The sequence below is a fragment of the Cupriavidus sp. PET2-C1 genome, from assembly GCF_054515855.1.
Genome location: NZ_CM137259.1, coordinates 884,613 through 909,981, shown reverse-complemented (window position 1 = coordinate 909,981; position 25,369 = coordinate 884,613). Strand labels below are relative to the sequence as shown.

Sequence of the window (25,369 nt, the reverse complement as noted above, 5' to 3'; positions counted from 1 at the left end):
GTGTTCTTGTTTCAGGCGGGTGCGGCTGGCGCGGCTGGCACCGGCAGCCAGTCGCTGATCTGTTTGGCAAGCGCGCCCTTCTCCGCCACGGCCTTGCCCAGCAGCGCGAATCCGGCCAGGCCGCCTTGCGTATCGCGGAACAACGCGCGCAGGCCCGCGCCGGCTTCCCCGGCCGCCTGGGACTCGATCTCCCAGTTGCCCGCACCGGCCAGCGCGGGCGACACCACGGCCGGCAGCACAGGCGTTTTCACCACCACCGGCATGGCGGGATAGCTCAGCGGCGCAGGCGTGCCGGCTAGCGTGCGGGCCAGTGCGCGCGCAGCCTGCATCAGCGGCATCACGTAAGGCAGCACCAGGCCATCGACCTCGGCGCAGTCGCCCAGCGCGTAGACCGACGGTGCGCTGGTGCGCAGCAGGCGGTCCACCACGATGCCGCGCGCGGTGGCAATGCCGCCGTCTTGCGCCAGCGCCACGCGCGGCAACAGCCCGGTGGCGGACAGCACCACGTCGGCGGCGATCTCCGCGCCGCTGGCCAGTTGCACCGCGAGCGCGCCATCGCGGCGATGCACCGCGACCGGCATCTCGCCAAGGTGCAGCCGCACGCCGAGGCCGCGCAGCGCGCCGGCCATCAGCTCGCCCGCTTCGCCCGGCAGCAGCCGGCCGAGCGGCCATGCGGCGGGATCGACCAGCTCGACGCCGAAGCCACCCGCGTGCAGGTCGTTGGCGAACTCGCAGCCGATCAGGCCCGCGCCGAGGATGGCCACGCGCGTCTTGCCTTGCAGCGAGGCGTGGAAGCGCGTGTAGTCGGCGAGATCGTTGACGGTCTGCACGGCATCGGCGCCATCGCCTTGCAAGCCCGGCGCGCGCGCTTGCGCGCCCAGCGCCAGCACCAGTTGTCCGTAGCGCAGCGGTTGCCCGGCGACCAGCACGGTGCCGGCGGCCGTATCGATGGCCGATGCATCGGCATGCGTCATCACCCGTGCGTTGAGCTGCGCGGCCATCTTCTGCGCGCTGGCGATGGCTAGTGCGGCGGGCGCCTTGTTGCCGGCCAGCGCATTGGACAGCATCGGCTTGGAGTACGACTCACCGCCGTCGCGCGTGACGATGACCAGCGGCGTCGCGCTGTCGAGCTTGCGGAACTCGCGCGCCAGCGTGTAGCCGGCCAGGCCGGTGCCGAGGATGACCAGCGGCAGGGCTTGCTGCGTTTTCGCGGTGATGCCGTCGTTGGTGTCGTTGGTGTCGTTCGCCATGGCTCAGGCCACCACTTCCATCTCGAACTCGGCCTTGCTCACGCCGCAGTCCGGGCACAGCCATTCGTCGGGGATTTCCTCCCAGCGGGTGCCAGCGGGAAAGCCGTGTTCGGGCATGCCGAGCGCTTCGTCGTATTCAAAGCCGCATACCAGGCATTTCCATTTCGTCGCTGTCGTCATTGTGGTCACTGTGGTCATTGCGAAGCCTCTCGTCAGGTTCGGGTTGTTACGTGTTTGCGTGCCGCTCGGATGGCTGGCCTATGCCAGCGCAAATGGCGTGGCGCGCAAGCGCTTGCCGGTGGCCGCAAAAATGGCGTTGCCGATCGCCGGCACCACCGGCGGGTTGGACAGTTCGCCGACGCCACCGGGCTGCCTGCCGGAGGGCGGCATCACCACGATCTCCAGCGCCGGGGCGTCGCTCATGCGCACCACCGGGTAGTCGTGGAAGTTGCTTTGCTTCACGCCGCCGTTCTCGATATGCACCGCGTTCATCAACGCGGTGGACACGCCCCAATAGATGCCGCCAGCCAGTTGCTGGCGCACCGAGCTGGGATCGACGGCAAGGCCGCAGTCCACCACGCAGGTGATCTTGTGCACGGTGATGGCGCCGTTCCTGACGCTGACATCGGCCACGATGGCGATATAGCTCTTGTAGCCTTCGTAGGTGGCCACGCCCAGGCCACGGCCCTCGCCGCCCTTGCCCGGCTTCGCGCCGGCCTTCCAGCCCGCCAGCGCGGCGGCGCGGTCGAGCACCGCCACATGCTCGGGCTTGCCTTGCAGCAGCTTGCGGCGCAACGCCACCGGGTCCTGCGCGCTGGCATGCGCGGCTTCGTCGATCAGGCTTTCGATGGCGAAGATATTCGGCACATAGCTCACCGCGCGCCACCACCACACCGGGAAGCCCGGCTCGTGGCGCACCCAGGCGAGGTCGAGCGCGGGCACCTGGTAATAGAAATCGTCGCGCATGCCCTCGGTGCAACTCGGGTCGACCGGCACCTTGGCCAGGAAGCCGGGATCGTCGGGCTCCTTGATCGATGGCACCACGGCGCGCAGGCTGAAGGCCTGCACATTGCCGGCCGCGTCCAGCGCGGCGCGCGCCTTGTGCACGCTGGCGCTCTGGTAATAGAACGCGTGCATGTCGTCTTCGCGGCTGTAGAGCAGCTTGACGGGGCGGCCCATGCGCTTGGCGATATAGGTCGCTTCCAGGATGATGTGCAGCCCTTCGCGGGCGCCGAAGCTGCCGCCGGCTTCGGTCAGATGGATCTTCACCTTGTCGCGCGAGATGCCGGCAATGGTCTCGGCCGCCTGCGCGCAGCGCGATGGCACCTGCACGCCGCCCCAGTACTCCACCGCGTCGGGCCGGACCCACGCCACGATGCTGAGCGGCTCCATCTGCGCATGCGCCTTGTAGGGCATGGTGTAGACCGCTTCCACCACCTTGGCGGCGCCCTGGAAGGCGGTATCGGCATCGCCCTTGACCTTGGATTTCTTGCCAGGCTCGTCCACGCGCGCGGCCATGGCGCGGATGGCGGCCTCGGCGCTGAAGTCCTTCATCTCGCTGTCGCCCCACGCCACCTTGAGCGCCTGGCGCGCGCGCTGCGCGGCCCAGAAATGATCGGCCACGATGGCCACGCCGGGCTGGCTGGCGCCGTTGATGGGGCGCGCGGCCGGCGCGTCGGGACGGAAATGCGCGATCACGTCCGGGATCTCGGTGGCGAACACATCGCGCACGCCGGGCAACGCCTTGACCTCGGCGGCGTTGAATGACACCACCCGCGCGTTGACCACCGGCGCGTGCACCACGATGGCGGTCAGCATGTCCGGCAGCTTGATGTCGATGGCGTAGCGCGCGCGGCCGGTGAGCTTGTCGGCCACGCGGTAGCTGCTGCGCTCCTTGCCGATCAGCACGAACTCGTCTGGCCGCTTGAGCGTGACCTCGGCCGGCACCGGCAGGCGTGCCGCGCCTTCGGCCAGCTCGCCGTAGGTGAGGCGCTGGCCGCTGGCCACGTGGATCACGGTGCCAGCGGCCGTCTTGCAGGCCGCTGGCTCGACCGCCCAGCGCTGCGCCGCCTGCGCTACCAGCATGGCGCGCGCGGTGGCGCCCGCGCGGCGCAGCGTGTTCCACTCCAGCGGCACGCTGGTGCTGCCGCCGGTCGCGTGCATGCCCCACAGCGGATGCAGGTAGGCCTTGGCAAGGGGATCGTCGGGCTGGATTACCTGCACGGTGGCCCAGTCGGCATCCAGCTCCTCGGCCAGCATCAGGCCCAGCGCGTTCTTCACGCCGGTGCCGCTGTCGTACTTGTGGACCACCAGCAGCACGCGGTTGTCGGGGGTGACGCGCACCCAGGCATTGGGGGCGAAATTGCCGGCCGCGCTGTCGGTGACGGGCGCGGCGGCCGCGTTGCGGATGAGCTGGCCGCCGCTGCCGATCTCCAGCAGCAGGCCGCCGGCGAGCGCCGCGCCGGCTTGCAGGAAGCGGCGGCGCCCGCCATTGGCCGGGGTGGCATCGATTGGGTTGAGGTCGCGCTTCATGCTGGCTTGCCTCCACGCAGTTCGGCGGCGGCGCGGTGGATCGCGCGGCGGATGCGGTCGTAGGTGCCGCAGCGGCAGATGTTGCCGGCCATGGCGGCGTCGATATCGCTATCGGTGGGGTTGCGCTTGCTGGCCAGCAGCGCGGCGGCCGACATCAGCTGGCCGGACTGGCAGTAGCCGCATTGCGGCACGTCCTCGGCTTGCCAGGCTTTCTGCACCGCGTGCAGCGCATCGGGCTGGCCCAGGCCCTCGATGGTGGTGACCCGCTTGCCGGCCACGGTGGAAACCGGCGTCTGGCAGGCCCGCACCGGGGCGCCATCCACATGCACCGTGCAGGCGCCGCACAGGCCCATGCCGCAGCCGTACTTGGTGCCGGTGAGATCGAGCTCGTCGCGCAGCACCCACAGCAAGGGGGTGTCGCCGGGGGCTTGCACGGCGCGCAGGGCGCCGTTGACTTTGATGGGGGTCATGGTTTTTTCTCCTTGCTCCACGGTCTTCGGGGGCTGGCGGGCTGCGTTGAAGCAAAGACTAGCTGCGCCAAATCCATATGTGAAATATGATTTGAGAATCTTTTCCATACGAGATTCATATGGATATCCGCCAACTCCGCTATTTCATCGCCGTCGCCGAGGCGGGCAACTTCAGCCGTGCCGCCGAGCGCCTGCATATTTCCCAGCCGCCGCTGAGCCAGCAGATCAAGTCGCTGGAGGCGTCTCTTGGGGTCATCCTGTTCGAGCGCGGCCGCCTGGGCGCGCGCCTGACCAGGGCGGGCGAGGCGCTGCTGACGCGGGCGCGCGACATCGTGGCCGACCTGGACTCGACCCGGAAAATGGTGCTGCGCGTGGCCGACGGGCTGGAGGGCTACCTGCGCATCGGCATCATCAATTCGGTGATGTACGGCCCCCTGCCCCGCACCATGCGGCTGTTCCAGGAGCGCAACCCGGCGGTGGAGTGGACCCTGCACGAGATGCTCCCCGACCAGCAGGGCGAGGCGCTGGTGCGTGGCCAGATCGACGTCGGCTTTGCCTCCAGCGCTACCGGGCGGGAGGAACTGCGCTCGATCCGCGTCTATCCGCAGCCGCTGATGGCCGCGTTGCCGGCCGGCCATCCGCTGGCGGCCAGCGGCCGGATCCGGCTAAAAGCGCTGGCGGCCGAGCCATTTGTGCTGCTGAATACGCAAAGCCCGGTGATCCGCAGCTTGCTGGCCGCCTGCGTGCGCAATGGCTTCCACCCGCGCGTGCTGCACGAGTCGGTGGATCCGCAGACGGTGCTGAGCCTGGTGGGCGCAGGCGTGGGGGTGAGCGCGCTGCCGCGCTCGCTGTCGGGCGCGCCGCGGGAAGATGTCGCCTTCCTCACGCTGGACGAACCGGGGCTGGCCGCCGACCTTTATGCCACCGTGCGGCGCGACCACGGCCTGCCCGCGCTGGACCGCTTTCTCACGCTGCTGGAAGATGTCACCGAGGTATGGCATCGTGAGACGTTCGGGGAAGGCCTGCGCAGCACATAGTGCGCCCGGCGTCCCGCAATGCAACATTGCCGCCCCCGCAATGCCGCCTGCCTCCGGCGGGCTACGGGTTTTCCTATATATTGTCGCCGTTCACGTCACACCGGCAGTCCAGGAGAAGCACCCGATGAATTCCGGCCAACTGATTGAAAAACTCGCCGCCATCCTTGCACTGATCGTGCTGATCGGCGGCTCGCTGCTGGTGCTCGCGCCCTTTACCACCGCGCTGTTGTGGGGCGCCATCCTCGCCTTCAGCTCGTGGTACCCCTATACGGTGCTCTCGCGCTGGCTGGGCAACCGGCGCAGCCTGGCGGCCCTGATCTGCGTGCTGCTGGCCGCGGTCATCGTGCTCGGCCCCTTTGTCTATGCCGGCGCCAGCATCTCCGCGCACATCGACGAGCTGTCCGGCCTGGTCGACCAGTTCTTCGATCACGGCGCGCCCGCGCTGCCCGGGTGGCTGACCGGCCTGCCGTATGTGGGCGACTACCTGCAAAGCTCCTGGGACAAGGTGATCCATGCCGACTCGGAGATGGTCGCCAACCTGCGCAAGCTGATCGCGCCCGTGGGCCATGTGGTGCTGGGCGCCGGGCTGTCTATCGGCGCCGGGCTGGGCCAGCTGGCGCTGTCGATCGTGCTGGCGTTCTTTTTCTATACCGGCGGCGAGTTTGCGGTGGCGTGGCTGCGCGCTGGCATGCGCCGCATTGCCGGCGAGCGCGCCGACCACCTGCTGGCGCTGGCCGGCAACACCGTCAAGGGCGTGGTCTACGGCGTGCTGGGCACCGCCTTCGTGCAGGCCTTGCTGGCCGGCATCGGCTTCTGGATCGCCGGCGTGCCCGGCGCCGCCATCCTCGGCTTCATCACCTTCTTCCTGTCCGTGATCCCGGTCGGCCCGCCGCTGGTGTGGATTCCCGCCGCGCTCTGGCTCTACCACACCGGCTCGCTCGGCTGGGCCATCTTCATGGTGGTGTGGGGCGTGGGCGTGGTCAGCATGGCCGACAACGTCATCAAGCCGCTGCTCATCAGCAAGGGCACCGACATGCCGCTGATCTGGGTCATGCTGGGCGTGTTCGGCGGCGCGCTGGCCTTCGGCTTCCTCGGCGTGTTTATCGGCCCGACCCTGCTGGCGGTGGCCTACGCGCTGCTGCGCGACTGGACCATCGGCTCGCAGCACCTGGCCGACCCGCCGCCCACGCTGGCGCAAGGCAAGCCCATCACCACCGCCGAGGACGTGGCGGGTTCCGGCAAGGCATGAGCGAAACCAGCCGTCCCGAACCCCAGCCATTGGCACCGCCGCCCACCCAGGCCGAGCTGGCCCGGCTGGTGGCCTGTGAGTACTGCGATGCGGTCTACCAGCGCGCCGAGCTGGAGCCAGGCGAGCGCGCGCTGTGCCTGCGCTGCGGCGGCCAGCTCTACCGCGATAGCTCGCGGGCCTATGCGCGGCTGCTGCCGCTGGTCATTGCCGCGCTGATCCTGTTCCTGGTGTCCAACGCCTATCCCATCGTCGAGATGGATCTCAAGGGCGTGCGCACCGAAACCACGCTATGGGGCGCGGTGCAGGCGCTCTACGCGGACAACATGACGCTGGTGGCCGTGCTGGTGTTCGCCACCACCATCCTGTTTCCCTTGTCCGAGCTGCTGATGATGCTTTACCTGCTGGTGCCGATGGCGCGCCACCGGATGCCGCCGGGCTTCGAGCGCATCGTGCGCGGCATCCAGCAAACCCGGCCGTGGGGCATGATCGAAGTCTTCATGATTGGCGTGCTGGTCACGCTGGTCAAGCTCTCGACCATGGCGCAGGTGTTGCCGGGCGTGGCCCTGTGGTCGTTCGCCGTGCTGGTGATCGTGCTGGCCGCGATGCTGTCGTTCGATCCGCGCGACCTGTGGCAGCACCTGGACGAGGAGGCGCCCCGATGAGCGCCCCGGCCCCCAAGCTCCCGCCAGGCGCCGCCGCGCTGGCGCGCTCGCGCCGCCTGGCCGCCAACGTGGTGGCAGAGCTGACCGACGACGACGAAACCAAGCCGCTGCCGCAGGTGCCTACCGCCACGTCGATGGGCCTGGTGTCCTGCCACGCCTGCGACGCGCTCAGCCCGCTCGCGATGCAAGACGAGCCTTGCCCGCGCTGCGGCGCCACGCTGCATCGCCGCAAGCCGAACAGCCTCGCGCGCACCTGGGCGTTCCTGTTGTCCGCCCTCATCCTTTACATTCCCGCCAACCTGCTGCCGGTCATGGTGACGCAGTCCATCCTGGGCACGCAGCGCGACACCATCTTTTCCGGCGTGGTCTACCTATGGTTGTCGGGCTCCAACATGCTGGCCATCGTGGTGCTGATCGCCAGCATCGTGGTGCCGCTGTTGAAGATGATCATCCTCGCGCTGCTGCTGCTGTCCGTGCACTTCCGCTCGCGCTGGCGGATTCGCCAGCAGACCAGGCTGTACGGGCTGGTGGAAATCATCGGCCGCTGGTCGATGCTGGATATTTTCGTGGTGGCGCTGCTGGCTTCGCTGGTGCGGGCCGGGGCGCTGGCCACCATCATCCCGGGCGCCGGCGCCATGGCGTTCGGCTCCGTGGTGGTGCTCACCATGCTGGCTTCACTCAGTTTCGACCCGCGCCTGCTGTGGGATTCGATGGATACAAACGATGCCTGACCTAGACCAGTCCCCTCCCTCTCCTTCCTCGCAGCCGCCGGCGCCGGAGCGCCGCCGCCGCGCGCGCTGGCTGCCCTCGCTGGTCTGGCTGATCCCGATCGTGGCGGCGGTGGTTGGCTTGTCGCTGCTGATCCATACGCTCACCGAGCGCGGCCCCGAGATCACGGTCACGTTCCGCACCGCCGAGGGCCTGGTCCCGGGCAAGACGCCGGTACGCTACAAGGACGTGGACATCGGCCTGGTCAAGTCCGTGCGGCTGGCCGGCGACCACTCGCACGTGATCGCCAAGATCGACCTGACCCAGGATGCGGAAAGCTTCTCCACCAAGGACACGCGCTTCTGGGTGGTGCGACCGCGCTTTGCCACCAGCGGCATCTCCGGGCTGAGCACCCTGCTGTCCGGCGCCTATATCGGCGTCGACGCCGGCAAGTCGGAGGAGCGCGTGCGCGACTTCACCGGGCTGGAAGTGCCGCCCGCCGTCACCACCGATGCCTCCGGCAAGCAGTTCTTGCTACGCGCCACCGATCTCGGCTCGCTCGACATCGGCTCGCCGGTCTACTACCGCCGCGTGCAGGTCGGCCAGGTGGTGGCTTACCAGCTGGAGCCCAACGGGCGCGACCTGTCGCTGCGCGTGTTCATCAACAAGCCCTACGACAAGCTGGTCACGGCCGACTCGCGCTTCTGGCACGCCAGCGGCGTGGACATCAAGCTCGATGCCGGTGGCTTCAAGCTCAACACCCAATCGCTGGTGACGGTGCTGCTCGGCGGCGTGGCCTTCCAGGCCCCGGATGACTCCAAGGCGACGGATGCCGCCAACGAGAACACCCAGTTCCTGCTGGCCAGCGACCAGACCGAGGCGATGAAGGAGCCGGAAGAAATTGCGCCTTCTCTCGCCGTGCTGAACTTCGACCAGTCCGTGCGCGGGCTCTCGCCCGGCGCGCCGGTGGATTTCCGCGGCGTGGTCGTGGGTCAGGTGCGCTCGATCGGCATCGAGTACCAGGTCGAGAAGAAGGCTTTCCGCCTGCCGGTGGTGGTGGAACTGTACCCCTCGCGCATGGGCTTCCGGGCACGTGACGTGGAGGACGTCAACCGTGCCCGCAATATCGTCCAGACGCTGATCAAGCGCGGCATGCGCGCCCAGTTGCGCACCGGCAACCTGCTGACCGGCCAGCTCTACGTCGCGCTGGATTTCTTCCCCAAGGCGCCGCCGGCCAACGTCAACCTGGATGGCACCATGCCTGAACTGGCCACCACGCCGGGCGCGTTCGACGAGCTGCAGGCCAAGCTGGGCGATATCGTCAACAAGATCGACAAGGTGCCGTTCGAGCAGATCGGCCAGGACCTGCGCACGTCGATGGCCACGCTCAACACCATGATGACCAGTGCCGACAAACTGGTCGCCCAGCTCAACGGCGACGTGGCGCCCCAGGCGCTGGCCGCGCTGCAGGACGCGCGCAAGACGTTGAGCGCGGCCAACGGCACGCTCGCCTCGGATGCCCCGCTGCAGCAAGACACGCGCCGCATGATGCAGGAGCTCACGCGCACCGCGGTGTCGCTGCGCACGCTGACCGAATACCTGGAACGCCACCCTGAAGCGCTGGTGCGCGGCAAGCCGGAGAAATGATGATGACCCGCATAGAGATGACCCGCCACCGCCTGTTGCTGCCCCTCGCGCTCGGCGCCGCGCTGCTGGCGGGCTGCGCCTCGCCCGATCCGCGCTACTACACGCTGGCCCAGGGTCCCGCTGCCGCCGCCGGCGCCGAAGGACAGGCCGCCGCGCCAGCGCGGGCGCCGCAGGCGCAGCCGGTGTGGATCGAGGTTGCGCCGGTGCGCGTGCCTGAACGCCTCAACCGGCCACAGCTGGTGGTGCGTGACGGCAAGGATGGCAACGAACTCAAGCTGCTGGACCTGTCGCGCTGGTCCGCGCCGCTGCCGGACGAGCTGCGCGACGCGCTGTCGCAGCAGCTGCAGGCCAGGCTAGGTGCGGTCGACACCTACCAGCAAGGCTTGTCGGAAGTGGCGCCCGTGTTCCGCATCACCACCGAAGTGGTGCGGCTGGACGCCGACGTGGGCCAGCGGGCCGGCGCCGTCATCAACTGGACCGTGCGCCGCCTGCCCGACGGCAAGGTCAAGGCCGGCCGCACGCAGGCCGAGCTGCCCGCGCCGGGCGCGGTGGACGGTGTCGTGGCGGCTTACCGCCAGATCGTGGCAAGCACCGCGGACGATATCGCGGCCGGCGTGGAGACACTGCGCCGAAGCACGGCGAAATAGCGACGAAGTAGCGGCGCGGCGGAATCAATCCTCCGCCGGCGCCGACGCGCCCCGGCAACTGCGCCGCCGCTCCGACTCGGCCATGGCCGCCAGGCAAGCCTCGGCGTCGCCCGCCACCAGCTTGGCCGAGCAGGCCAGCATCAGGTTCTTGCCCAGGCCGAAGTCCTCCACCACGAAGCCGCGCGCATCGAGCCGTTGGCCCTTGCCGTGCGTTTCATCGGCGGCGACGGCCACGCGGTCCAGCAACGTGCCGCGGTCGCTGCTGTAGCCCCACACCGGCTTTTGCAGTGCAATCGCGAATCCCACTTCGAATGCCGTGCCCGAGTCCGGCTCGCCCGGACCGCGGAAATCGTCCAGGTTGGCCATCACCATGTCGGCGCGGCGCAGCAGGTTGATGTTCGCCTCGTAGATCCAGCGCGCGGTGTCAGGGCCGCAAAGGCCGGCCGGGGCGGCTTTGTCGAGGGGATAGAGGCCAAGGAAGCCGTAATGGGCACAGCGTGCCTTGAGGGTCTCGCCGTAGGCGATGGCATCTTTGCGGAATACGTCGAAGCCGGCGAGGTAGATGGTTTTCATTGAGCGTGGCTGGGTGGCGGACGTTGACGCTGGTGAGGATAGCGCATGTGTTTGACGTGATGGCTACAGCGGCCACTTCAAATCCAACGTCAACCTGAACGTCAACCTGAACCTGGACGGCAGGTCACCGCCCTCGCCAGGCGGCGGCCTGCGTTCCGGCGTTCCGGCGTTCCCGTGCTCACGCGGGCGGCGAGCCATCCTTGAATGCCCCCTTGAGCATCTGCCGCAGTTCGGGGCCATCCTGGTGCTGGTGCACCTGCACCGCATGCTGGACCGCGACTTCGAGCAGTTCGTCTTCGGTGTCGGCGCTCAATGCCACCGTGCACTTCGACTCGCTCGGAAACTCGCGGCAATCGATATATTTGCGTCCCATCATTGCCTCCTCACGCGCGAGGGTGAGATGGCGCCGCCGGGGCGGCGGGCGCCTGATCCACCGCCTGATCCAGTATAGGACTGGCGCCGTGCGCGGGCGAGGCCTGCCAGCGCGTCAGAGTACCGGCGTGATCACCTTGCCGGTGCCAAGGAACGCATCGAGGTTGTCGAACACCAGCCCGGCCATGGCCGCGCGGGTTTCATGCGTGCCGCTGGCCACGTGCGGGGCCAGTACCGCGTTGTCCAGCGCGAACAGCGCCTCGGGCACTTCCGGCTCGGCGCGGAACACGTCCAGCCCGGCCCCGCCCAAGCGGCCGTCGCGCAAGGCCGCCACCAGCGCGTCTTCGTCCACCACGCTGCCGCGCGACACATTGACCAGGATGCCCTTGGGGCCCAGCGCCTCGATGATTTCGGCCGATACCAGCCCTTCGGTCTCGGGGCCGCCCACGCAGGTCACGGCCAGGAAATCCGCCCAGCCTGCCAGCGCCTTCAGGTCCGGCTCGTGGCGCCACGGCGCGCCGGCGCGCGCCCGGCGGTTGTGGTACGCGATGTCCATGCCGAAGCCAGTGGCGCGCTGCGCCACTTTCTCGCCGATGCGGCCCAGGCCCAGGATGCCGAGCTTCTTGCCGGAGACGCGGGTGGTCAGCGGAAAGTTGTCCTTGCCCCACTTGCCGGCGCGCACGAAGCGGTCGCCATGGGCAATGCCGCGAGCGGCGTCGAGCAGCAGGCCGAAGGCGAGGTCGGCCACGCAATCGTTGAGCACGTCGGGCGTGTTGCTGACCTGGATGCCGCGCGCGCGGGCCGCGTCCAGCGCGATCGCGTCATAGCCGACGCCAAAGCTCACGATGGCTGCGAGCCTGGGTATGGCCGCGATGGCCTCGGCAGTGATGCCGTGGCGCGCCGATGTGACCACCACGCGCGCCTGCTGCGCGTGCTCGCGCAGCCACGCCAGCGGCTCGGGCTGCTCCCACAGCGGCACAGCCTGGTACTGCTCGCGCAGGCGGGAATTGATCTGCGGCGCGAGCGGGCCGATCTGGATAAGCGTGGCTTGGGACATGGATGCGAGGCGAGGGAAAAAGACAGCGTTGGATGGTAGCGCAATCATAACGCGTCCGGCGCCGCGCCGCAGGGCAGCACCCAGGCTCAGGCGTCAGGCGCTCTCGCGCTGGATGACCTCGAATCCCAGGTCGATGATGCGCTCCCCCACTTCGCGCCCGTCGATGCGGGCCAGCAGGCATTCGGCGGCGGTGCGGCCGATGGCCGGGCCGTCGATGCGCACCGTCGACAACGCCGGATAGGTATGCGCGGCAAAGTTGAGATCGCCAAAGCCCATCACCGCGAGCTGCTCCGGCACCGTCAGCCCGCGCGCGCGGGCTTCCGAGAGCGCGCCCTGCGCCAGCGTGTCCGAGCTGCAGAACACCACGTCCGGCTGCGCGCCGCCATCGAGCAGCCGCGCCAGCCCCTCGCGGCCAAGTCCCAGGCTGGACGGCGCGGGCACGATGCTGCTCGGCACTTCCGTGATGCCGTGGCGGCCGAACGCGTCGAGAAAGCCCAGGCGGCGCGACTCGGCGCGCTGGTCGCTGGCCGACAGGATGGCGGGCCTGCGATAGCCGCGCGCATACAGGAACTCGGCCACCGTCTGGCCCACCTTCTCGTGCGAGAAGCCCACCAGCATGTCGATCGGCGTGGGCGTGATGTCCCAGGTCTCCACCACCGGCACGCGCGCGGCCAGCAGGCGCCGGCGCGTGTCGGCGGTGTGCGCGATGCCGGTCAGCACGATGCCGTCCGGGCGGCGCGAAAGGATGGCGGCCAGCAGGTCCTGCTCGCGCGTGGCGGCATAGCCGGACAAGCCCAGCATCATCTGGTAGCCCGCTTGCGAAAAGCGATCGGTCAGCGCCTGGATGGTGTCCGCAAAGATCGAGTTGGCAATGGTCGGCACGATGGCCGCGATCAGCCTGCTGCGCCGCGAGGCCAGGCCGCCGGCCAGCAGGTTGGGCACGTAGCCGGTGCGCTGGATGGCCTCCTGCACGCGCGCCACGGTGCCCGCCGAGACCAGCCCGGGCTGGTTGACCACGCGCGACACGGTGATCGGCGAAACGCCTGCGATCTTGGCCACGTCAGCCAGCGTGACGCTGCCAGTGGCGCGGCCGGCAGGGGCTGGCGTGGGCGCGGTGGAAGGGGCAGAACTAGGAGCAGAACGAGGAGCGGTCGGCTTGCGGGATGAGGCCATGAATGTGGTGAAAGAAGCAAAGAAAGCCGGATGCGCGCAGGGCCGGCATGGGCGCCATGATAGCGCCCGCGCCGCGCCACGGGCTGCGATGCCGGGGCGCGCGACGGGTTAACCCCGAGCACGCATGCGTTGTGGGTGACAAATGACAGCGCTATCATCTGCTGTCTTCGGCGCGGGAGACGCAGGACGGCCGCCCGCCGGGGCCAGACAAAAAAAGAACAGACGTCGCCACGACGCTACCGATCAGAGGAGACAGCCCATGCCCACAAACCCCGCAGGCAAGAAGCCGCAAGACCGGCCCCGCAAGCAGCCCGAGGAACTGCGCAGCCACCGCTGGTACGGCGCCAACGACCTGCGCGCCTTCGGCCACCGCTCGCGCACGGCGCAGATGGGCTACAGCCGCGCCGACTACGCCGGCAAGCCGGTTGTCGCCATCATCAACACCTGGAGCGACATCAACCCCTGCCACAGCCACTTCCGCCAGCGCGCCGAAGAGGTCAAGCGTGGCATCTGGCAAGCGGGCGGCTTCCCGGTGGAGATGCCGGCGATGAGCCTGTCCGAGCCGTTCCAGAAGCCCACCACCATGCTCTACCGCAACCTGCTGGCAATGGAGACGGAGGAACTGCTGCGCTCCTACCCAGCGGACGGCTGCGTGCTGCTGGGCGGCTGCGACAAGACCACGCCCGCCTTGCTGATGGGCGCGCTGGCGATGGACCTGCCCACCCTCTTCGTGCCGGCCGGGCCGATGCTGCGCGGCAACTGGAACGGCGTGACGCTGGGCTCCGGCTCGGATACGTGGAAGTACTGGGCCGAGCTGCGCGCCGGCAATATCACCGAGCAGGACTGGCAGGGCATCGAAGACGGCATCGCGCGCTCGCCGGGGCATTGCATGACGATGGGCACGGCATCGACCATGACGGCCGTGGTGGAGGCCATCGGCATGTGCCTGTCCGGCGCCTCGTCGATTCCCGCGCCGGATTCGCGCCATGCGCAAATGGCCTCGCTGTCGGGCCGGCGCATCGTCGAGATGGTGTGGCAGGACCTGAAGCCGTCGGAGATCGTCACGCCCGCCGCCATCGATAACGGCGTGCGCACCGCGCTGGCACTGTCCGGCTCCACCAATGCCATCGTCCACCTGATCGCGCTGGCGCGCCGCGCCGGCCACGCGCTATCGCTGGATCGCTACGACGAACTGGCGCGCAGCACGCCGGTGCTGGCCAATATCCGTCCGTCGGGCCAGTACCTCATGGAAGACTTTTACTACGCCGGCGGCCTGCGCGCGATGCTCGCGCAGATGGGCGACCTGCTCGATACCGGCACGCTCACCGTCGATGGCCGCACGCTCGGCGAGAACCTGGAGGGCGCCCGCGTATTCAATGACGACGTGATCCGCCCGCGCGACAAGCCGCTGGTGGCCAGCGACGGGCTGGCCGTGCTGCGCGGCAACCTCGCCCCGGACGGCGCCGTGATCAAGCCCCCGGCCGCGCAGCAGGACCTGCTGCGCCACACCGGCCGCGCCGTGGTGTTCCGCGACTACAACGACATGGCGGCCCGCATCGACGACCCAGAGCTGGATATCGATGCCAGCTGCGTGATCGTGCTGCAGAACGCCGGCCCGCAAGGCGCGCCCGGCATGCCGGAATGGGGCCAGTTGCCGATTCCGCAGAAGCTGCTCAAGCAAGGCGTGCGCGACATGGTGCGCATCTCGGATGCGCGCATGAGCGGCACCAGCTACGGCGCGTGCGTGCTGCACGTGGCGCCGGAATCGTACGTGGGCGGGCCGCTCGCCTTCGTGCGCGACGGCGACCTGATCGAGCTGGACGTGCCGGCCCGCAAGCTCAACCTGCTGATAAGCGACGAAGAGATGGCGCGCCGCCGCGCCGCCTGGGTCGCGCCCGTGCCCAAGTTCGAGCGCGGCTACGGCAAGCTCTACCTGCGCCATGTCAGCCAGGCGGACAAGGGCTGCGACTTTGATTTCCTGGAACCGGTCGATGCCCCGGAGGACGGCGAGCCGGAGATCCACTAGCGCTTAACCAGCGTCCCAACATCGCCGCACCATCGCCGCACCATCGTTCCACCATCCCAATAAGAACCGAGGAGACCCAACCCCATGAAACGCCAAGCCCTTGCGCTGCTGGCCGCCGCGGCGACCCTGGCTGCCGCCGCCCTCCCGCTGAGCGCATCCGCCCAGGCCAGCTGGCCCAGCAAGCCGATCACCTACGTGGTGCCGTTCCCCCCCGGCGGCACCACCGACACCCTGGCGCGCCTGATCGGCCAGCGCCTGGGCCAGGCGCTCGGCACCACCGTGGTGGTGGAGAACCGCCCCGGCGCCGGCGGCAATATCGGCTCCGACTACGCCTCCAAGGCCGCGCCCGATGGCTACACCATCCTCGGCGGCACCATCAGCTCGCACGCGATCAATGCCAGCCTGTACCCGAAGATGCCGTATGACGTGGTCAAGTCCTTCGCCCCCATCACGCTGATCGGCACCAATGCCAATGTGCTGGTAGTCAGCGCCGGCAGCCCGTTCAAGACCGTGAAGGACATCGTGGCCGAAGCCAAGGCCAAGCCGGATACGCTCGCCTTCGCCTCTGCCGGCAACGGCACCTCGCAGCACCTGGCCGGTGAATTGTTCAAGAGCCTGGCCGGCATCAAGATCACGCACATTCCCTACAAGGGCAGCGGCCCGGCGATCCAGGACGTGATGGCGGGGCAGGTGCCGATGATGTTCGACACCACCGTGGTGGCGGCCCAGCATATCGACTCGGGCAAGCTGCGGGCGCTGGCGGTAACTTCCGCCAGGCGCATCAAGAGCATGCCGAATGTACCAACGATGGCCGAGGCCGGCGTCAGCGGCTACGAGCTGGAATCCTGGCAAGCCATCTTCGCGCCGGCAAATACGCCCAAGCCGATCGTGGACCGCTTGTACAAGGAGATCTCGGCGATCATCAAGACGCCGGATATGCAGGCGCGGCTGGAGAAGCTGGGCATGGAGCCATCGGGGATGTCGCCCGGGGAGTTTGCCGAGTTCCAGCGCAGCGAGATCGTGAAGTGGGCGAGGGTGGTGAAGGCGGCGGATATCAGGATTGATTGAACTGGTAGCGGAGTGGCCCGCTGACGCGGGGGTGTCTCTTGTGGGCGGGGTTTTACTGCTTCTAGCTGCTGGCGCGGCTGTGCGGGGTTGGCCGTTTTGGAACGTGTGAGATGTCACTTTTCTTTACTCGTAAAGAAAAGATGGTATGAACGCGCCCCGTCCCCGCAGTGGAGCGCGAGGTAGCGAGACGGTAGTGTGGGTCAGGCAGAAAAGAGTCTGATGAGAGGGGGTCCCTCCAGACCGAACGGCATCGCAATGTGCCAGAGTGGAAGATGTCACCACCACTACAGGAACGGAGGGACCCGAAATGAATGCTATGACATTTGGGCTGGATATTGCAAAGCATGTGTTCCAGCTGTACTGGGTTGACCCTGAGACTGGCGAGATTCACAACCGGCGATTTCAGCGTCAAAAGCTGATCGAGTTTCTAGCTCAGCACAAAGGACGCGTGGCGCTGGAGGCGTGCGGCAGCGGGCACTGGTGGGCCCGCAAGCTCCTAGAGATGGGCTATGAGGTGAAGCTGTTGCATGCGAAATACGTCCGCCCGTTCGTGCAAACCAACAAGACTGACGCCGCGGATGCGCGCGCAATCTGGACGGCGGCGCAACAGCCGGGCATGCCGACAGTGACGCCGAAGACAGTGGAGCAGCAGGCCACGCTGGTGTTGCATCGGATGCGAGAGCAGCACATCAAGATGCGCACCATGATGATCAACGCTTTGCGCGGCGCGCTCTATGAGTTTGGCTTGAGCTTCAAGAGGGGGCGTCAGGCAGGTCTGGCGGAGATGAACGAGAGACTGGCCGAAGTGGAGGAAGACGTGCCGGCGAGGGTCTTCGAGGCGTTGCGCGAACAGTTCGAGCTGATCGGTCGGCTAGACAAAGGCATTGAGCAGTTGGAAGGACAGATCAAGGCCTGGTCCCAAACGCAGCCAGCGTGCGAGCAACTGATGGCGATTCCGGGGATTGGCATGCTCACGGCCACGGCGATGCTAGCGACGATTGGCGATGCGCAGGGCTTCGAATCGGGGCGGCAACTGTCGGCCTACTTGGGGCTGGTGCCGCGCCAGCGTGGCACTGGGGGCAAGGTGCAACTGGGGGCGATTAGCAAACGCGGAGACCGTTACCTGCGCATGCTGCTGATCCACGGTGCCAGGGCAGTCCTGTTCCGGGCCAAGGACAAAGGGACTTGGTGCGACCAGCTGGCGCGCCGACGCCCGACCAACGTGACGGTGGTGGCGATGGCGAACAAGGCGGCGAGAATTGCCTGGGCGGTGCTGAGGGGCAAGGAGCCGTATGAAAGAGACCACGAATTGAAGAAAGCGGCGAGGGCCAGGCAAATGGCGGATTCCGCGCTAGGGCATCTGCGCCTACCAAAACCGTAGGCACAGCAGCCCTAGCTGCGGCTATGAAGCAGGTTAATTGAATTCGACTAGCAGGTTGCGCGGGTAGACGTGAAGTGATGGCAAGGCAGGTTGGACCGCAAGAACGAGACCCTGATCGGTTACAAGTGCTTCGAGCACGCTGAAAAGACGAGGGCCGCTCTTGGCGAATTCCATAGGGGCCCGCAGGCTTGACCTGCATGAGGCCGGATATAAGGCTGCAACCAAATCCTCGCCGAGCATCATGAGATGATTTACCTGGCAAACCGGGGCGCGTTCATATAAGTAACCAAAAGAAAGCGATCCTTGCAGGAGGCTGGCGTGACGTCATTGGGTACCCCAATGATTTCGTCGTACGGCCCCGGGTTCTAATGGCCTCGTGCCGTTACCGGTTCAGAGCACCACGAACCAGCCAATGCCCAGGGATTCGTGGTGGCCCCCCCGGTAGCGGCCACCACGAATTTCAAGCCGTCTGTCGCTCGCGGGGTGGCCGGCCACGAAGTTGCAAGCGTCCCGTTTCCGTCGTGGGCGCGGTGGCACCGGATTGATTGGCCGGATGAATCTCGTCACCGCGCCCACCCCACCACGAAACCATCACGGCGTGATATATCGTGACACTTTGCACCGGTACCGGCAGATGGATGAATGAGCAGGGATGCCGCTACCGAGCAGCCTCACCACGAAACCAGCGCCATCCGCAGGATCGTGGCCATTCAAACCGGTAACGGCACGAGGCCATTAAAACCCGGGGCCTGACGACGAAACCACCGGGCTGCGCAACCCCGACAAGCCAGCCTCCTGCAAGAATCGCTTTCTTTTGGTTACTTTTCTTTACGAGCCCTCCATGTCAGGATACTTGTCGCCTCCGTCTCCTTGGTGAAGCAAAATGGAGGGCGGTGTGCGAATAGGTGATGACACGATATGCAACCGAGCATCGGGAATGGGTGGTGGAGCAGATGATGCCGCCGCTGAACCGGTCGGTAGTGGAGTTGGCCAAGGCCACAGGGATCACGACAGTGACCTTGCGGACTTGGCGCAGGATGGCGAGAGAAGCAGGAAGAATTGTGCCGGGTGACGGAAAGCAGAGTGATCAATGGTCCAGCGCGGACAAGTTTCGCGTTGTGTTGGAGACAGCGCCGCTAAGCGAAGCGGAGTTGTCGGAGTACTGCCGCGCAAAGGGCATCCAGCCGGAGCAGATTCAGCAATGGCGTGAGGCGTGCGAGCAGGCCAATGCGGCTACCCCCGTCAAGCGAACGCTGGCGCAGCGGCGGGAAGACGAAGCGGCGCGCAGGCGAGTGCGTGAGCTGGAACGCGAACTCAAGCGCAAGAATGCAGCGCTGGCGGAGACGGCGGCACTGCTGGTCTTGCAAAAAAAAGCCGCAGCGATCTGGGGACGGGACGAGGAAGACTGATCAGCACCCCGGATCGCTTGGAAGCCATAGAGTTGATCGAAGACGCTGTAAGCGCGGGGGCCCGGCAGGAGAAGGCCTGCGAGGCGCTCGGTGTGACCGAGCGGACCTTGCAGCGCTGGCGGCATGCCCCCGCCGACGGGCGGCTTGAAGCGCGTCGCGAGGCACCGGCCAACAAGTTCAGCGAAGCAGAACGGCGGGCGGTGCTGAGGGCGGCGAACCATCCGGGTTACGCGAGCCTGACGCCGCACCAGATCGTGCCAAAGCTGGCGGATGAGGGAATCTACGTGGGATCGGTATCGACGATCTACCGGGTGCTGCATGAAGCGGGACAAAGCCGGCGGCGTGGCCGCAGCAAGGCCCCGTGCGCGCGCCCACCGACAACGCACCGGGCCACGGGTCCGAACCAGGTGTGGTGTTGGGACATTACCTGGTTGCCGACCACGGTCAAGGGCAAGTTCTTCTACTGGTACATGATGAAGGACATCTACAGCCGCAAGCTGGTAGCCAACGAGGTGCACGAGAGCCAGACGGCTGAGCACGCCAGCCGCTTGCTGATGCACGGTTGCTTGCGGGAGCAAACAGCAGGTCGTCCGCTGGTACTGCATTCGGACAACGGCAAGGCCATGAAAGGGGCCACCATGCTGGCAGCAATGTATGACCTAGGCGTGATGCCGTCCTATAGCCGGCCTAGGGTAAGCAACGACAATGCCTATGCCGAAGCGTTGTTCCGTACGGCGAAGTACTGCCCGATGTGGCCGGAGCGCCCGTTCGAGAGCCTGGAGCAAGCGCGTGACTGGGTGCTGCGCTTCGTGCGTTGGTACAACAACGAGCACCGACACAGCAGTCTGAAATACGTGACGCCAAACCAGCGGCATCAGGGTACAGCCACCGCACTGTTGGCGCAGAGAACTGTGCTGTATGAAGCCGCGCGCGCCCGGAATCCGCAGCGCTGGACTGCGGGCATCCGCAACTGGGAACTCCCAGATGCTGTGTACCTGAATCCAGAGCGAGCGCAGCAGAACGGAGAGAATTACAAGCAAGCAGCGTAACGGCTGAGGCGACAACTACCTTGACACACGCCGCGAGTAAAGAAAAGTGACATCTCACACGTTCCAAAACGGCCAACGCCGCACAGCCGCGCCAGCAGCTAGAAGCAGTAAAACCCCACCCATAAGAGGCACCCCCGCGTCAGCGGGCTACACGCACGCATGCCCCCCCAACGCCCCGTCCCCCTGATTCAAGGACTCAAAGCCGGATGCTTCAACGCATGCGCTGTCTCCGCCAGATGCGCACGAAAACTCCCTTCATCCCGCTTCAACCCTAGCTCGCCATACCGATAGGCCATCGCTAGCGCCTGGATCGACTCCGGATGCTCGCGCTCGGCCGCGGCCTCGTACCACGCCACCGCGCGGGCCTCGTCGCGCGGCACGCCTGCCCCTTCGCGATAGGCGTTGGCCAGCATGAACATCGCCTGGGGCACGCCGGCATCGGCGGCCAGCTCGAACCAGCGCGCGGCCGCGGCCGGGTCCGGCGCGCGCCCATAGCCGCTACGGTGCAGCAAGCCGAGGTAGTAGGCAGCCCCGGTATTGCCAGCGGCGGCGGCCAGCTCGAAGTGGTGCCAGGCCGCCGCCGCGTCGGGCGCGCGCTGCGCATCGCCGAGGAAAGCCGCCTTGCCCAGCACGAAATGCGCGCGCGCATCGCCCGCCCCGGCGGCCTGCTTCAGCCAGTCCCGGCCTTCGGCATGCGCCGCCGCATCCCCGCTTGCCCATAACGCCTCGCCAAGCGCGGCCTGGGCCGCGCCCTCCCCCGCCCGCGCCGCCTGGCGCAGCGCCGCGAGCGCGTCTTCGTCGCCGGCCGAGCCGGCCAGCGTCTGCCACTGGGCAAGCTGCGCGTGGCGCGCGCTGGCATGCTCGCGCCATGCCGATGCCCCGCCTACGCAGCCTGCCGCCACCGCGACCGCCACCAGCGCGGCAGCGATGACCGGATGCAGGCGGCGCTGACGGCCTTGGCGGCGCACAGGCGCACTGCATGCCGGTGCCGTCGTTCCCTTCATTGGCGTATTCGTTGCCGTGCTCATTGCCGCCTTACTGGTTGAGGTCGACGCTGTACAGCGACAGGTTCTTGGTGGTGTCGTAGCTTGCCTGCTCCAGCGCGATATTGGCGAGGCCGGCGGCTTGTGCCTGCGCCAGCTGGCCTGGCGCGGAAGCAAACACCACCTTGCCGGCCGTGGCCACCTTGGTGAAGCGCCAGCTGCGCGCGCCGCCGTTGGTGGCGCGCGTGATGGCGCCGGCCTTCTTGATGTAGGCGATCAGCACATCGCGGCTGGCGTCCGGCGAAGCGTAGACCGTCTTGCTGCCGTCCAGGCCGGGGAAATTGCCGCCGCCGCTGGCGCGGTAGTTGTTGGTGGCCACGATGAACTGCTGGCTGGCGTCGAGCGGCACGCCCTTGTACGCGAGGTTCTTGATGCGGCTGCCCTCCGGCTGCGTCACGTCGATCTCGTACTGCAGGTCGGGTGAAGTGAACATGTCGAAGTTGTAGCCAGGGAAGCTGCTGATGAGCGGCTGGTCGGCGGTCTTGGCCGGGTCGATCAGGTTGAAGCGCTTGGCGGCGGTCTCCAGCCAGGCCTTGACGTCGCTGCCGCTCACCTTCACCGCGTAGATGGTGTTGGGGTAGAGGTAGAGATCGGCCGCATTGTTGATGGCGAGGTTGCCGGACTGCACGTCGGTGTAGTCGTTGCCGCCGCCAAAGCCGCTCTTGAACGGCGCGGAGACGGAGAGCACCGGCAGCGCGGCCAGCGCCGGCAGGTTGGCGGCGATATAGTCCTTCACGTAGGCCGCCTGCGCCTGGTTGACGATCTGGATCGCGCCGGGATCGCCCACGTCGGCGAAGTAAGTGCTCATGCGGTAGTCGGTGGTGCCGATCGGCGTCTTCACGTAGGCGATGGTGGCCTGGTGCTCCGCATCGACCGCGGCCGCCACGCTGGCATCGGCCGCCACATAGCTCTTGTCGGCATTCTGGATCGAGCGCGCCTGCACCGTGGTTGCGCTCTTGTCGACCACCCAGCGGTTGCCGTCATGCGCGAGCTGCAGCTTGATCACGCCGAGGCGGCGGCCCCAGTAGTCGGCCATCACGGTAGGCACGCCGTTGACCGTGCCGCGCACCTTGTCCACGCCTGGCAGGTTGAACTGCGCTACCGTGCTGGTGGCATCAGGGAAGACCTGGTGCGAGTGGCCGATCAGCATGGCGTCCACGCCGGCCACCTTGGACAGGTGCCAGCTGCCGTTCTCCATGGTGGGCGAGTAGGCGGAGGCATCGAGCCCGCCGTGCGAGATCACCACCACCAGGTCGGCGCCCTTGGCGCGCATCTCCGGCACGAACTTCTCGGCGGTTTCCTTCACGCCCTCGGTGTAGACCTTGCCGTCGAGCCAGCGCTTGTCCCAGCTCATGATCGCGGGCGGGGTGAATCCGATGATGCCGACCTTGACCGGCACCGTGACGGCCTTGCCGTCGGGTCCCGTGGCGGAGATCTGGCGGGTGATGATGGTGTACGGCTGGAACAGCGGCGCGCGCGTGCGCACGCTATACACGTTGGCCAGCACTTGCGGGAAGGCCGGCCCGGCGCACGGCGTCTGCACGGTCGGGTCGGGCAGGCCATCCACGTTGAAGCGGTTGCCCGTGACCTGGTTCAGATAACCCAGGCCGTAGTTGAACTCGTGGTTGCCGATGCCGCCACCGTCGAACTTGGCCGCGTTCATCACCTTGTACATGGCCAGGGTCTCGCCGCACTTGAGCGGGTTGACCTGGGCCTGGTAGTCGGCCAGCGCCGTGCCCTGGATGGTGTCGCCGTTGTCCAGCAGCAGCGTGTTGGGAAACTCGGCGCGCGCCTGCTTGATCAGGGTTGCCACGCGCTCGAAGCCGAAGGATTTGTCCTCGGCCAGCTTGAAGTAATCGTAGCTGCGCACGTTGGTGTGCAGGTCGGTGGTTTCCAGCAAGGCCAGCGTGGCCTTGGTACCGGCCGAGACGCTGTCGGCCTGCGGCGTGACACTCGTGCCCGTGCCGGGGCTGGCGGGGCTGTCATCGGAGCCGCAGGCAGCCAGCAGCGCGGTGGCCACGATGGCGGCACCCAGCGCGGCCACGGTGGGCACCGCAAGGATGGGGGACGAAGCGGGCGCGGCGCGCGCGGGTAGAACGTCGGTCGGACTGCGGTGCATTTGTGGCTCCCTTCTTTATTGTTGTGCCTGGAGCCGGACATTGTCCCGAGCGCAAATGGCAGCAGAGTGACGCTCGCGTTACACCACTGTGACGACGGGCCACTGGCAGCAGGCACACCCGGACGGCCCGCCGATATGCCCTGTCCTGACCAAATGTGCCATTGACGCCGCGTTATATACCGTCATATATTGCGCATTTGGCGGGCATATCTGGCGGGCACATTCCGGCCTGGCTCGCCTGCTATCCAACCCGCTTCCGGCCACCGCCGCCATGCCCATGCTCCCGATCTCCGCTTCGTTGCCTGCCCAGTCCCGCCAGCCGCGCGGCGCCCGACGCGCCGCCTCGCTGGCGGCCGGCCTGCTGCTGTCCGCCACGCTGGCACTGTCGGCCCCGGCCGCCTTCGGCGCAGACCTGGTGGTCTCCGCCGCGGCCAGCCTGACCAATGCCTTCAAGTCGCTCGCCGAATCCTACGAACGCGCGCACCCCCAGACCAAGGTGATCCTCAACTTCGGCGCCTCCGACGTGCTGATGCAGCAGATCGTCAACGGCGCGCCGGCCGACGTGTTTGCCTCGGCCGACCAGGACGCCATGAACAAGGCCGTGGCCGAGCGCGTGGTGCAGCCTGCGTCGCGCCGCGATTTCGCCGCCAACCAGCTCGCGCTGATCCTGCCGGCTGACAGCAAGCTGGAAGTGGGCAAGCTGCAGGACCTGACCCGCCCCGAATTCAAGCGCGTGGCCTTCGGCAACCCGGGGTCGGTGCCGGTGGGCCGCTACACCAAGGGCGCGCTGGAAGCGGCGGGCGTATGGGATGCGGTCTCGGCCAAGGGCGTGATGGCGCAAAACGTGCGCCAGAGCCTGGATTACGTGGCGCGTGGCGAAGTCGATGCCGGCTTCGTGTTCGCCACCGATGCGGCGATCATGCCGGACAAGGTCAAGGTAGCGCTGCGGGTACCGACGCGCCAGCCGGTCACGTATCCGATCGCCATCACCTCGCACTCCAGGCAGCCCGAGCAAGCCGCGGCATTCCTCGGCTATGTGACGTCGCCGGAAGGCCAAGCGGTGCTGGCCAAGTATGGTTTTCTCAAACCGTAAGCCGCAAGCCGTAGGCCATAATCGCTGGTCCTTGCCCGCGGCCCCGGCGCCCGGGCGCGCCGCCAACCTGAATCCACCTACCTTGCCGCCTGCCTGGCTCCCCGCCGGCAGGCGTTTATGCTGATGACCTCCCTGGAAGCTGTCTGGGTCCCGCTGTCGCTGTCGCTCAAAGTCGCGGGCTGGGCCACCGTGCTCAATGCCGTGCTGGGCGTGGGCGCGGCCTTTGCACTGTCGCGCTGGCAATCGGCCGCGCGCGACGTGGTCGACGCCCTGCTCACGCTGCCGCTGGTGCTGCCGCCCACCGTGCTCGGCTACTACCTGCTGGTGCTGGTCGGGCGCCGCGGCGTGTTCGGCGAGTGGCTCGGCCAGCTTGGCATCGAACTGGTCTTTACCTGGCAAGGCGCGGTGCTGGCCTCCACCATCGTGGCCTTCCCGCTGGTGCTGAAGTCGGCCCGCGCCGCCTTCGAAGGCGTGGACTCGCAGCTTGAGGACGCCGCGCGCGTGCTCGGCACGTCCGACACCGGCATCTTCTTTCGCGTCACGCTGCCGCTGGCGTCGCGCGGCATCATCGCCGGCGTGCTGCTGGCCTTTGCCCGCGCGCTGGGCGAGTTCGGCGCCACGCTGATGGTGGCGGGCAACCTGCCCGGGCGCACGCAAACGCTGTCGGTCGCCATCTACGAAGCCGTGCAGGCCGGCGACGACAACACCGCCAACCTGCTGGTGCTGGTCACCTCCCTCACCTGCGTGGTGCTGCTGGTGGCCGCCGGGCGGCTGGTGCCGCCCACCCGCAAAATGTACCGGTAG

At 67.5% G+C, this 25,369-nt stretch carries 22 protein-coding genes; 12 read left to right on the top strand and 10 right to left on the bottom strand.

Translation table 11 applies throughout. The features are described 5' to 3' along the window. Positions 1 to 11 precede the first annotated feature (11 nt). The 4 genes from ACX12D_RS04160 to ACX12D_RS04145 are packed head-to-tail and all read right to left on the bottom strand — an operon-like array spanning position 12 to position 4,252. Positions 12 to 1,250: an NAD(P)/FAD-dependent oxidoreductase gene (locus ACX12D_RS04160; protein WP_459373029.1), complete on the bottom strand. Its 1,239-nt coding sequence runs from the start codon at positions 1,248 to 1,250 to the stop codon at positions 12 to 14. A gap of 3 nt (positions 1,251 to 1,253) precedes the next feature. Next, positions 1,254 to 1,448, bottom strand: coding sequence for a rubredoxin (locus ACX12D_RS04155; RefSeq protein ID WP_459373028.1), 195 nt, complete (start codon positions 1,446 to 1,448; stop codon positions 1,254 to 1,256). A gap of 60 nt (positions 1,449 to 1,508) precedes the next feature. Then, the gene (locus ACX12D_RS04150; RefSeq protein ID WP_459373027.1) at positions 1,509 to 3,782 is read right to left on the bottom strand and encodes a xanthine dehydrogenase family protein molybdopterin-binding subunit; all 2,274 of its coding nucleotides are present in this window, start codon (positions 3,780 to 3,782) and stop codon (positions 1,509 to 1,511) included. Then, positions 3,779 to 4,252, bottom strand: coding sequence for a (2Fe-2S)-binding protein (locus tag ACX12D_RS04145; RefSeq protein ID WP_150988391.1), 474 nt, complete (start codon positions 4,250 to 4,252; stop codon positions 3,779 to 3,781). The genes ACX12D_RS04150 and ACX12D_RS04145 overlap by 4 nt, the downstream gene beginning before the upstream one ends. A 119-nt stretch (positions 4,253 to 4,371) precedes the next feature. Here ACX12D_RS04145 and ACX12D_RS04140 point away from each other — a divergent pair, with 119 nt between their 5' ends. The 6 genes from ACX12D_RS04140 to ACX12D_RS04115 all read left to right on the top strand — a co-directional run bounded on the left by ACX12D_RS04140 (position 4,372) and on the right by ACX12D_RS04115 (position 10,202). Continuing rightward, positions 4,372 to 5,289, top strand: a complete 918-nt coding sequence (locus ACX12D_RS04140; protein ID WP_459373026.1) for a LysR substrate-binding domain-containing protein — start codon at positions 4,372 to 4,374, stop codon at positions 5,287 to 5,289. 124 nt (positions 5,290 to 5,413) lie between these two features. Further along, complete coding sequence (locus ACX12D_RS04135; protein ID WP_459373025.1) at positions 5,414 to 6,538, top strand: AI-2E family transporter; 1,125 nt, start codon at positions 5,414 to 5,416, stop codon at positions 6,536 to 6,538. Beyond that, entirely contained in the window at positions 6,535 to 7,200 is a 666-nt protein-coding gene (locus ACX12D_RS04130; RefSeq protein WP_459373024.1) for a paraquat-inducible protein A, read from the top strand. Before ACX12D_RS04135 ends, ACX12D_RS04130 begins: the two co-directional genes overlap by 4 nt. Continuing rightward, on the top strand, positions 7,197 to 7,931 hold the full coding sequence (locus ACX12D_RS04125; RefSeq protein ID WP_459373023.1) for a paraquat-inducible protein A: 735 nt from the start codon (positions 7,197 to 7,199) through the stop codon (positions 7,929 to 7,931). Before ACX12D_RS04130 ends, ACX12D_RS04125 begins: the two co-directional genes overlap by 4 nt. Continuing rightward, positions 7,924 to 9,555, top strand: a complete 1,632-nt coding sequence (locus ACX12D_RS04120; protein ID WP_459373022.1) for a PqiB family protein — start codon at positions 7,924 to 7,926, stop codon at positions 9,553 to 9,555. The genes ACX12D_RS04125 and ACX12D_RS04120 overlap by 8 nt, the downstream gene beginning before the upstream one ends. Beyond that, positions 9,555 to 10,202 carry a PqiC family protein gene (locus ACX12D_RS04115; protein ID WP_459373924.1) on the top strand — a complete coding sequence of 216 codons (648 nt, stop codon included), beginning with the start codon at positions 9,555 to 9,557 and terminating at the stop codon, positions 10,200 to 10,202. Before ACX12D_RS04120 ends, ACX12D_RS04115 begins: the two co-directional genes overlap by 1 nt. A gap of 24 nt (positions 10,203 to 10,226) precedes the next feature. On the opposite strand, the gene ACX12D_RS04110 is transcribed toward ACX12D_RS04115, so the two are convergent. The 4 genes from ACX12D_RS04110 to ACX12D_RS04095 form a co-directional block, all read right to left on the bottom strand. Further along, entirely contained in the window at positions 10,227 to 10,775 is a 549-nt protein-coding gene (locus ACX12D_RS04110) for a nucleoside 2-deoxyribosyltransferase (protein WP_459373021.1), read from the bottom strand. 178 nt (positions 10,776 to 10,953) lie between these two features. Continuing rightward, positions 10,954 to 11,148: a DUF1059 domain-containing protein gene (locus ACX12D_RS04105; protein WP_006160277.1), complete on the bottom strand. Its 195-nt coding sequence runs from the start codon at positions 11,146 to 11,148 to the stop codon at positions 10,954 to 10,956. Between the two features lie 114 nt (positions 11,149 to 11,262). Next, entirely contained in the window at positions 11,263 to 12,204 is a 942-nt protein-coding gene (locus tag ACX12D_RS04100) for a 2-hydroxyacid dehydrogenase (RefSeq protein ID WP_459373020.1), read from the bottom strand. A 93-nt stretch (positions 12,205 to 12,297) separates the two neighbouring features. Beyond that, the gene (locus ACX12D_RS04095; protein WP_459373019.1) at positions 12,298 to 13,263 is read right to left on the bottom strand and encodes a LacI family DNA-binding transcriptional regulator; all 966 of its coding nucleotides are present in this window, start codon (positions 13,261 to 13,263) and stop codon (positions 12,298 to 12,300) included. A 373-nt stretch (positions 13,264 to 13,636) separates the two neighbouring features. Here ACX12D_RS04095 and araD point away from each other — a divergent pair, with 373 nt between their 5' ends. The 4 genes from araD (at position 13,637) to ACX12D_RS04075 (ending at position 20,310) form a co-directional block, all read left to right on the top strand. Continuing rightward, positions 13,637 to 15,403: an L-arabinonate dehydratase gene (gene araD / locus ACX12D_RS04090; RefSeq protein ID WP_459373018.1), complete on the top strand. Its 1,767-nt coding sequence runs from the start codon at positions 13,637 to 13,639 to the stop codon at positions 15,401 to 15,403. 84 nt (positions 15,404 to 15,487) lie between these two features. Beyond that, on the top strand, positions 15,488 to 16,471 hold the full coding sequence (locus ACX12D_RS04085) for a tripartite tricarboxylate transporter substrate binding protein (protein ID WP_459373017.1): 984 nt from the start codon (positions 15,488 to 15,490) through the stop codon (positions 16,469 to 16,471). A gap of 307 nt (positions 16,472 to 16,778) precedes the next feature. Beyond that, positions 16,779 to 17,852 (top strand): IS110 family RNA-guided transposase, encoded by a 1,074-nt coding sequence (locus ACX12D_RS04080; protein ID WP_459373922.1) that lies wholly within the window; start codon positions 16,779 to 16,781, stop codon positions 17,850 to 17,852. Between the two features lie 908 nt (positions 17,853 to 18,760). Then, a protein-coding gene (locus ACX12D_RS04075) for an IS3 family transposase (protein WP_459373016.1) occupies positions 18,761 to 20,310 on the top strand; the annotation gives its coding sequence in 2 pieces (ribosomal slippage) (positions 18,761 to 19,247 and positions 19,247 to 20,310; 1,551 coding nt in all). Between the two features lie 188 nt (positions 20,311 to 20,498). Here ACX12D_RS04075 and ACX12D_RS04070 read toward each other — a convergent pair. Further along, entirely contained in the window at positions 20,499 to 21,314 is an 816-nt protein-coding gene (locus tag ACX12D_RS04070) for a tetratricopeptide repeat protein (RefSeq protein ID WP_459373015.1), read from the bottom strand. Positions 21,315 to 21,345: 31 nt separating this feature from the next. After that, positions 21,346 to 23,472 carry a bifunctional 2',3'-cyclic-nucleotide 2'-phosphodiesterase/3'-nucleotidase gene (locus ACX12D_RS04065; RefSeq protein ID WP_459373014.1) on the bottom strand — a complete coding sequence of 709 codons (2,127 nt, stop codon included), beginning with the start codon at positions 23,470 to 23,472 and terminating at the stop codon, positions 21,346 to 21,348. A gap of 277 nt (positions 23,473 to 23,749) precedes the next feature. On the opposite strand from ACX12D_RS04065, the gene modA reads away from it, so the two are divergent. Together modA and modB are read left to right on the top strand one after the other, a co-directional pair. Further along, positions 23,750 to 24,565 carry a molybdate ABC transporter substrate-binding protein gene (gene modA, locus ACX12D_RS04060; protein WP_459373921.1) on the top strand — a complete coding sequence of 272 codons (816 nt, stop codon included), beginning with the start codon at positions 23,750 to 23,752 and terminating at the stop codon, positions 24,563 to 24,565. Between the two features lie 132 nt (positions 24,566 to 24,697). Continuing rightward, entirely contained in the window at positions 24,698 to 25,369 is a 672-nt protein-coding gene (modB, locus tag ACX12D_RS04055) for a molybdate ABC transporter permease subunit (protein ID WP_459373920.1), read from the top strand.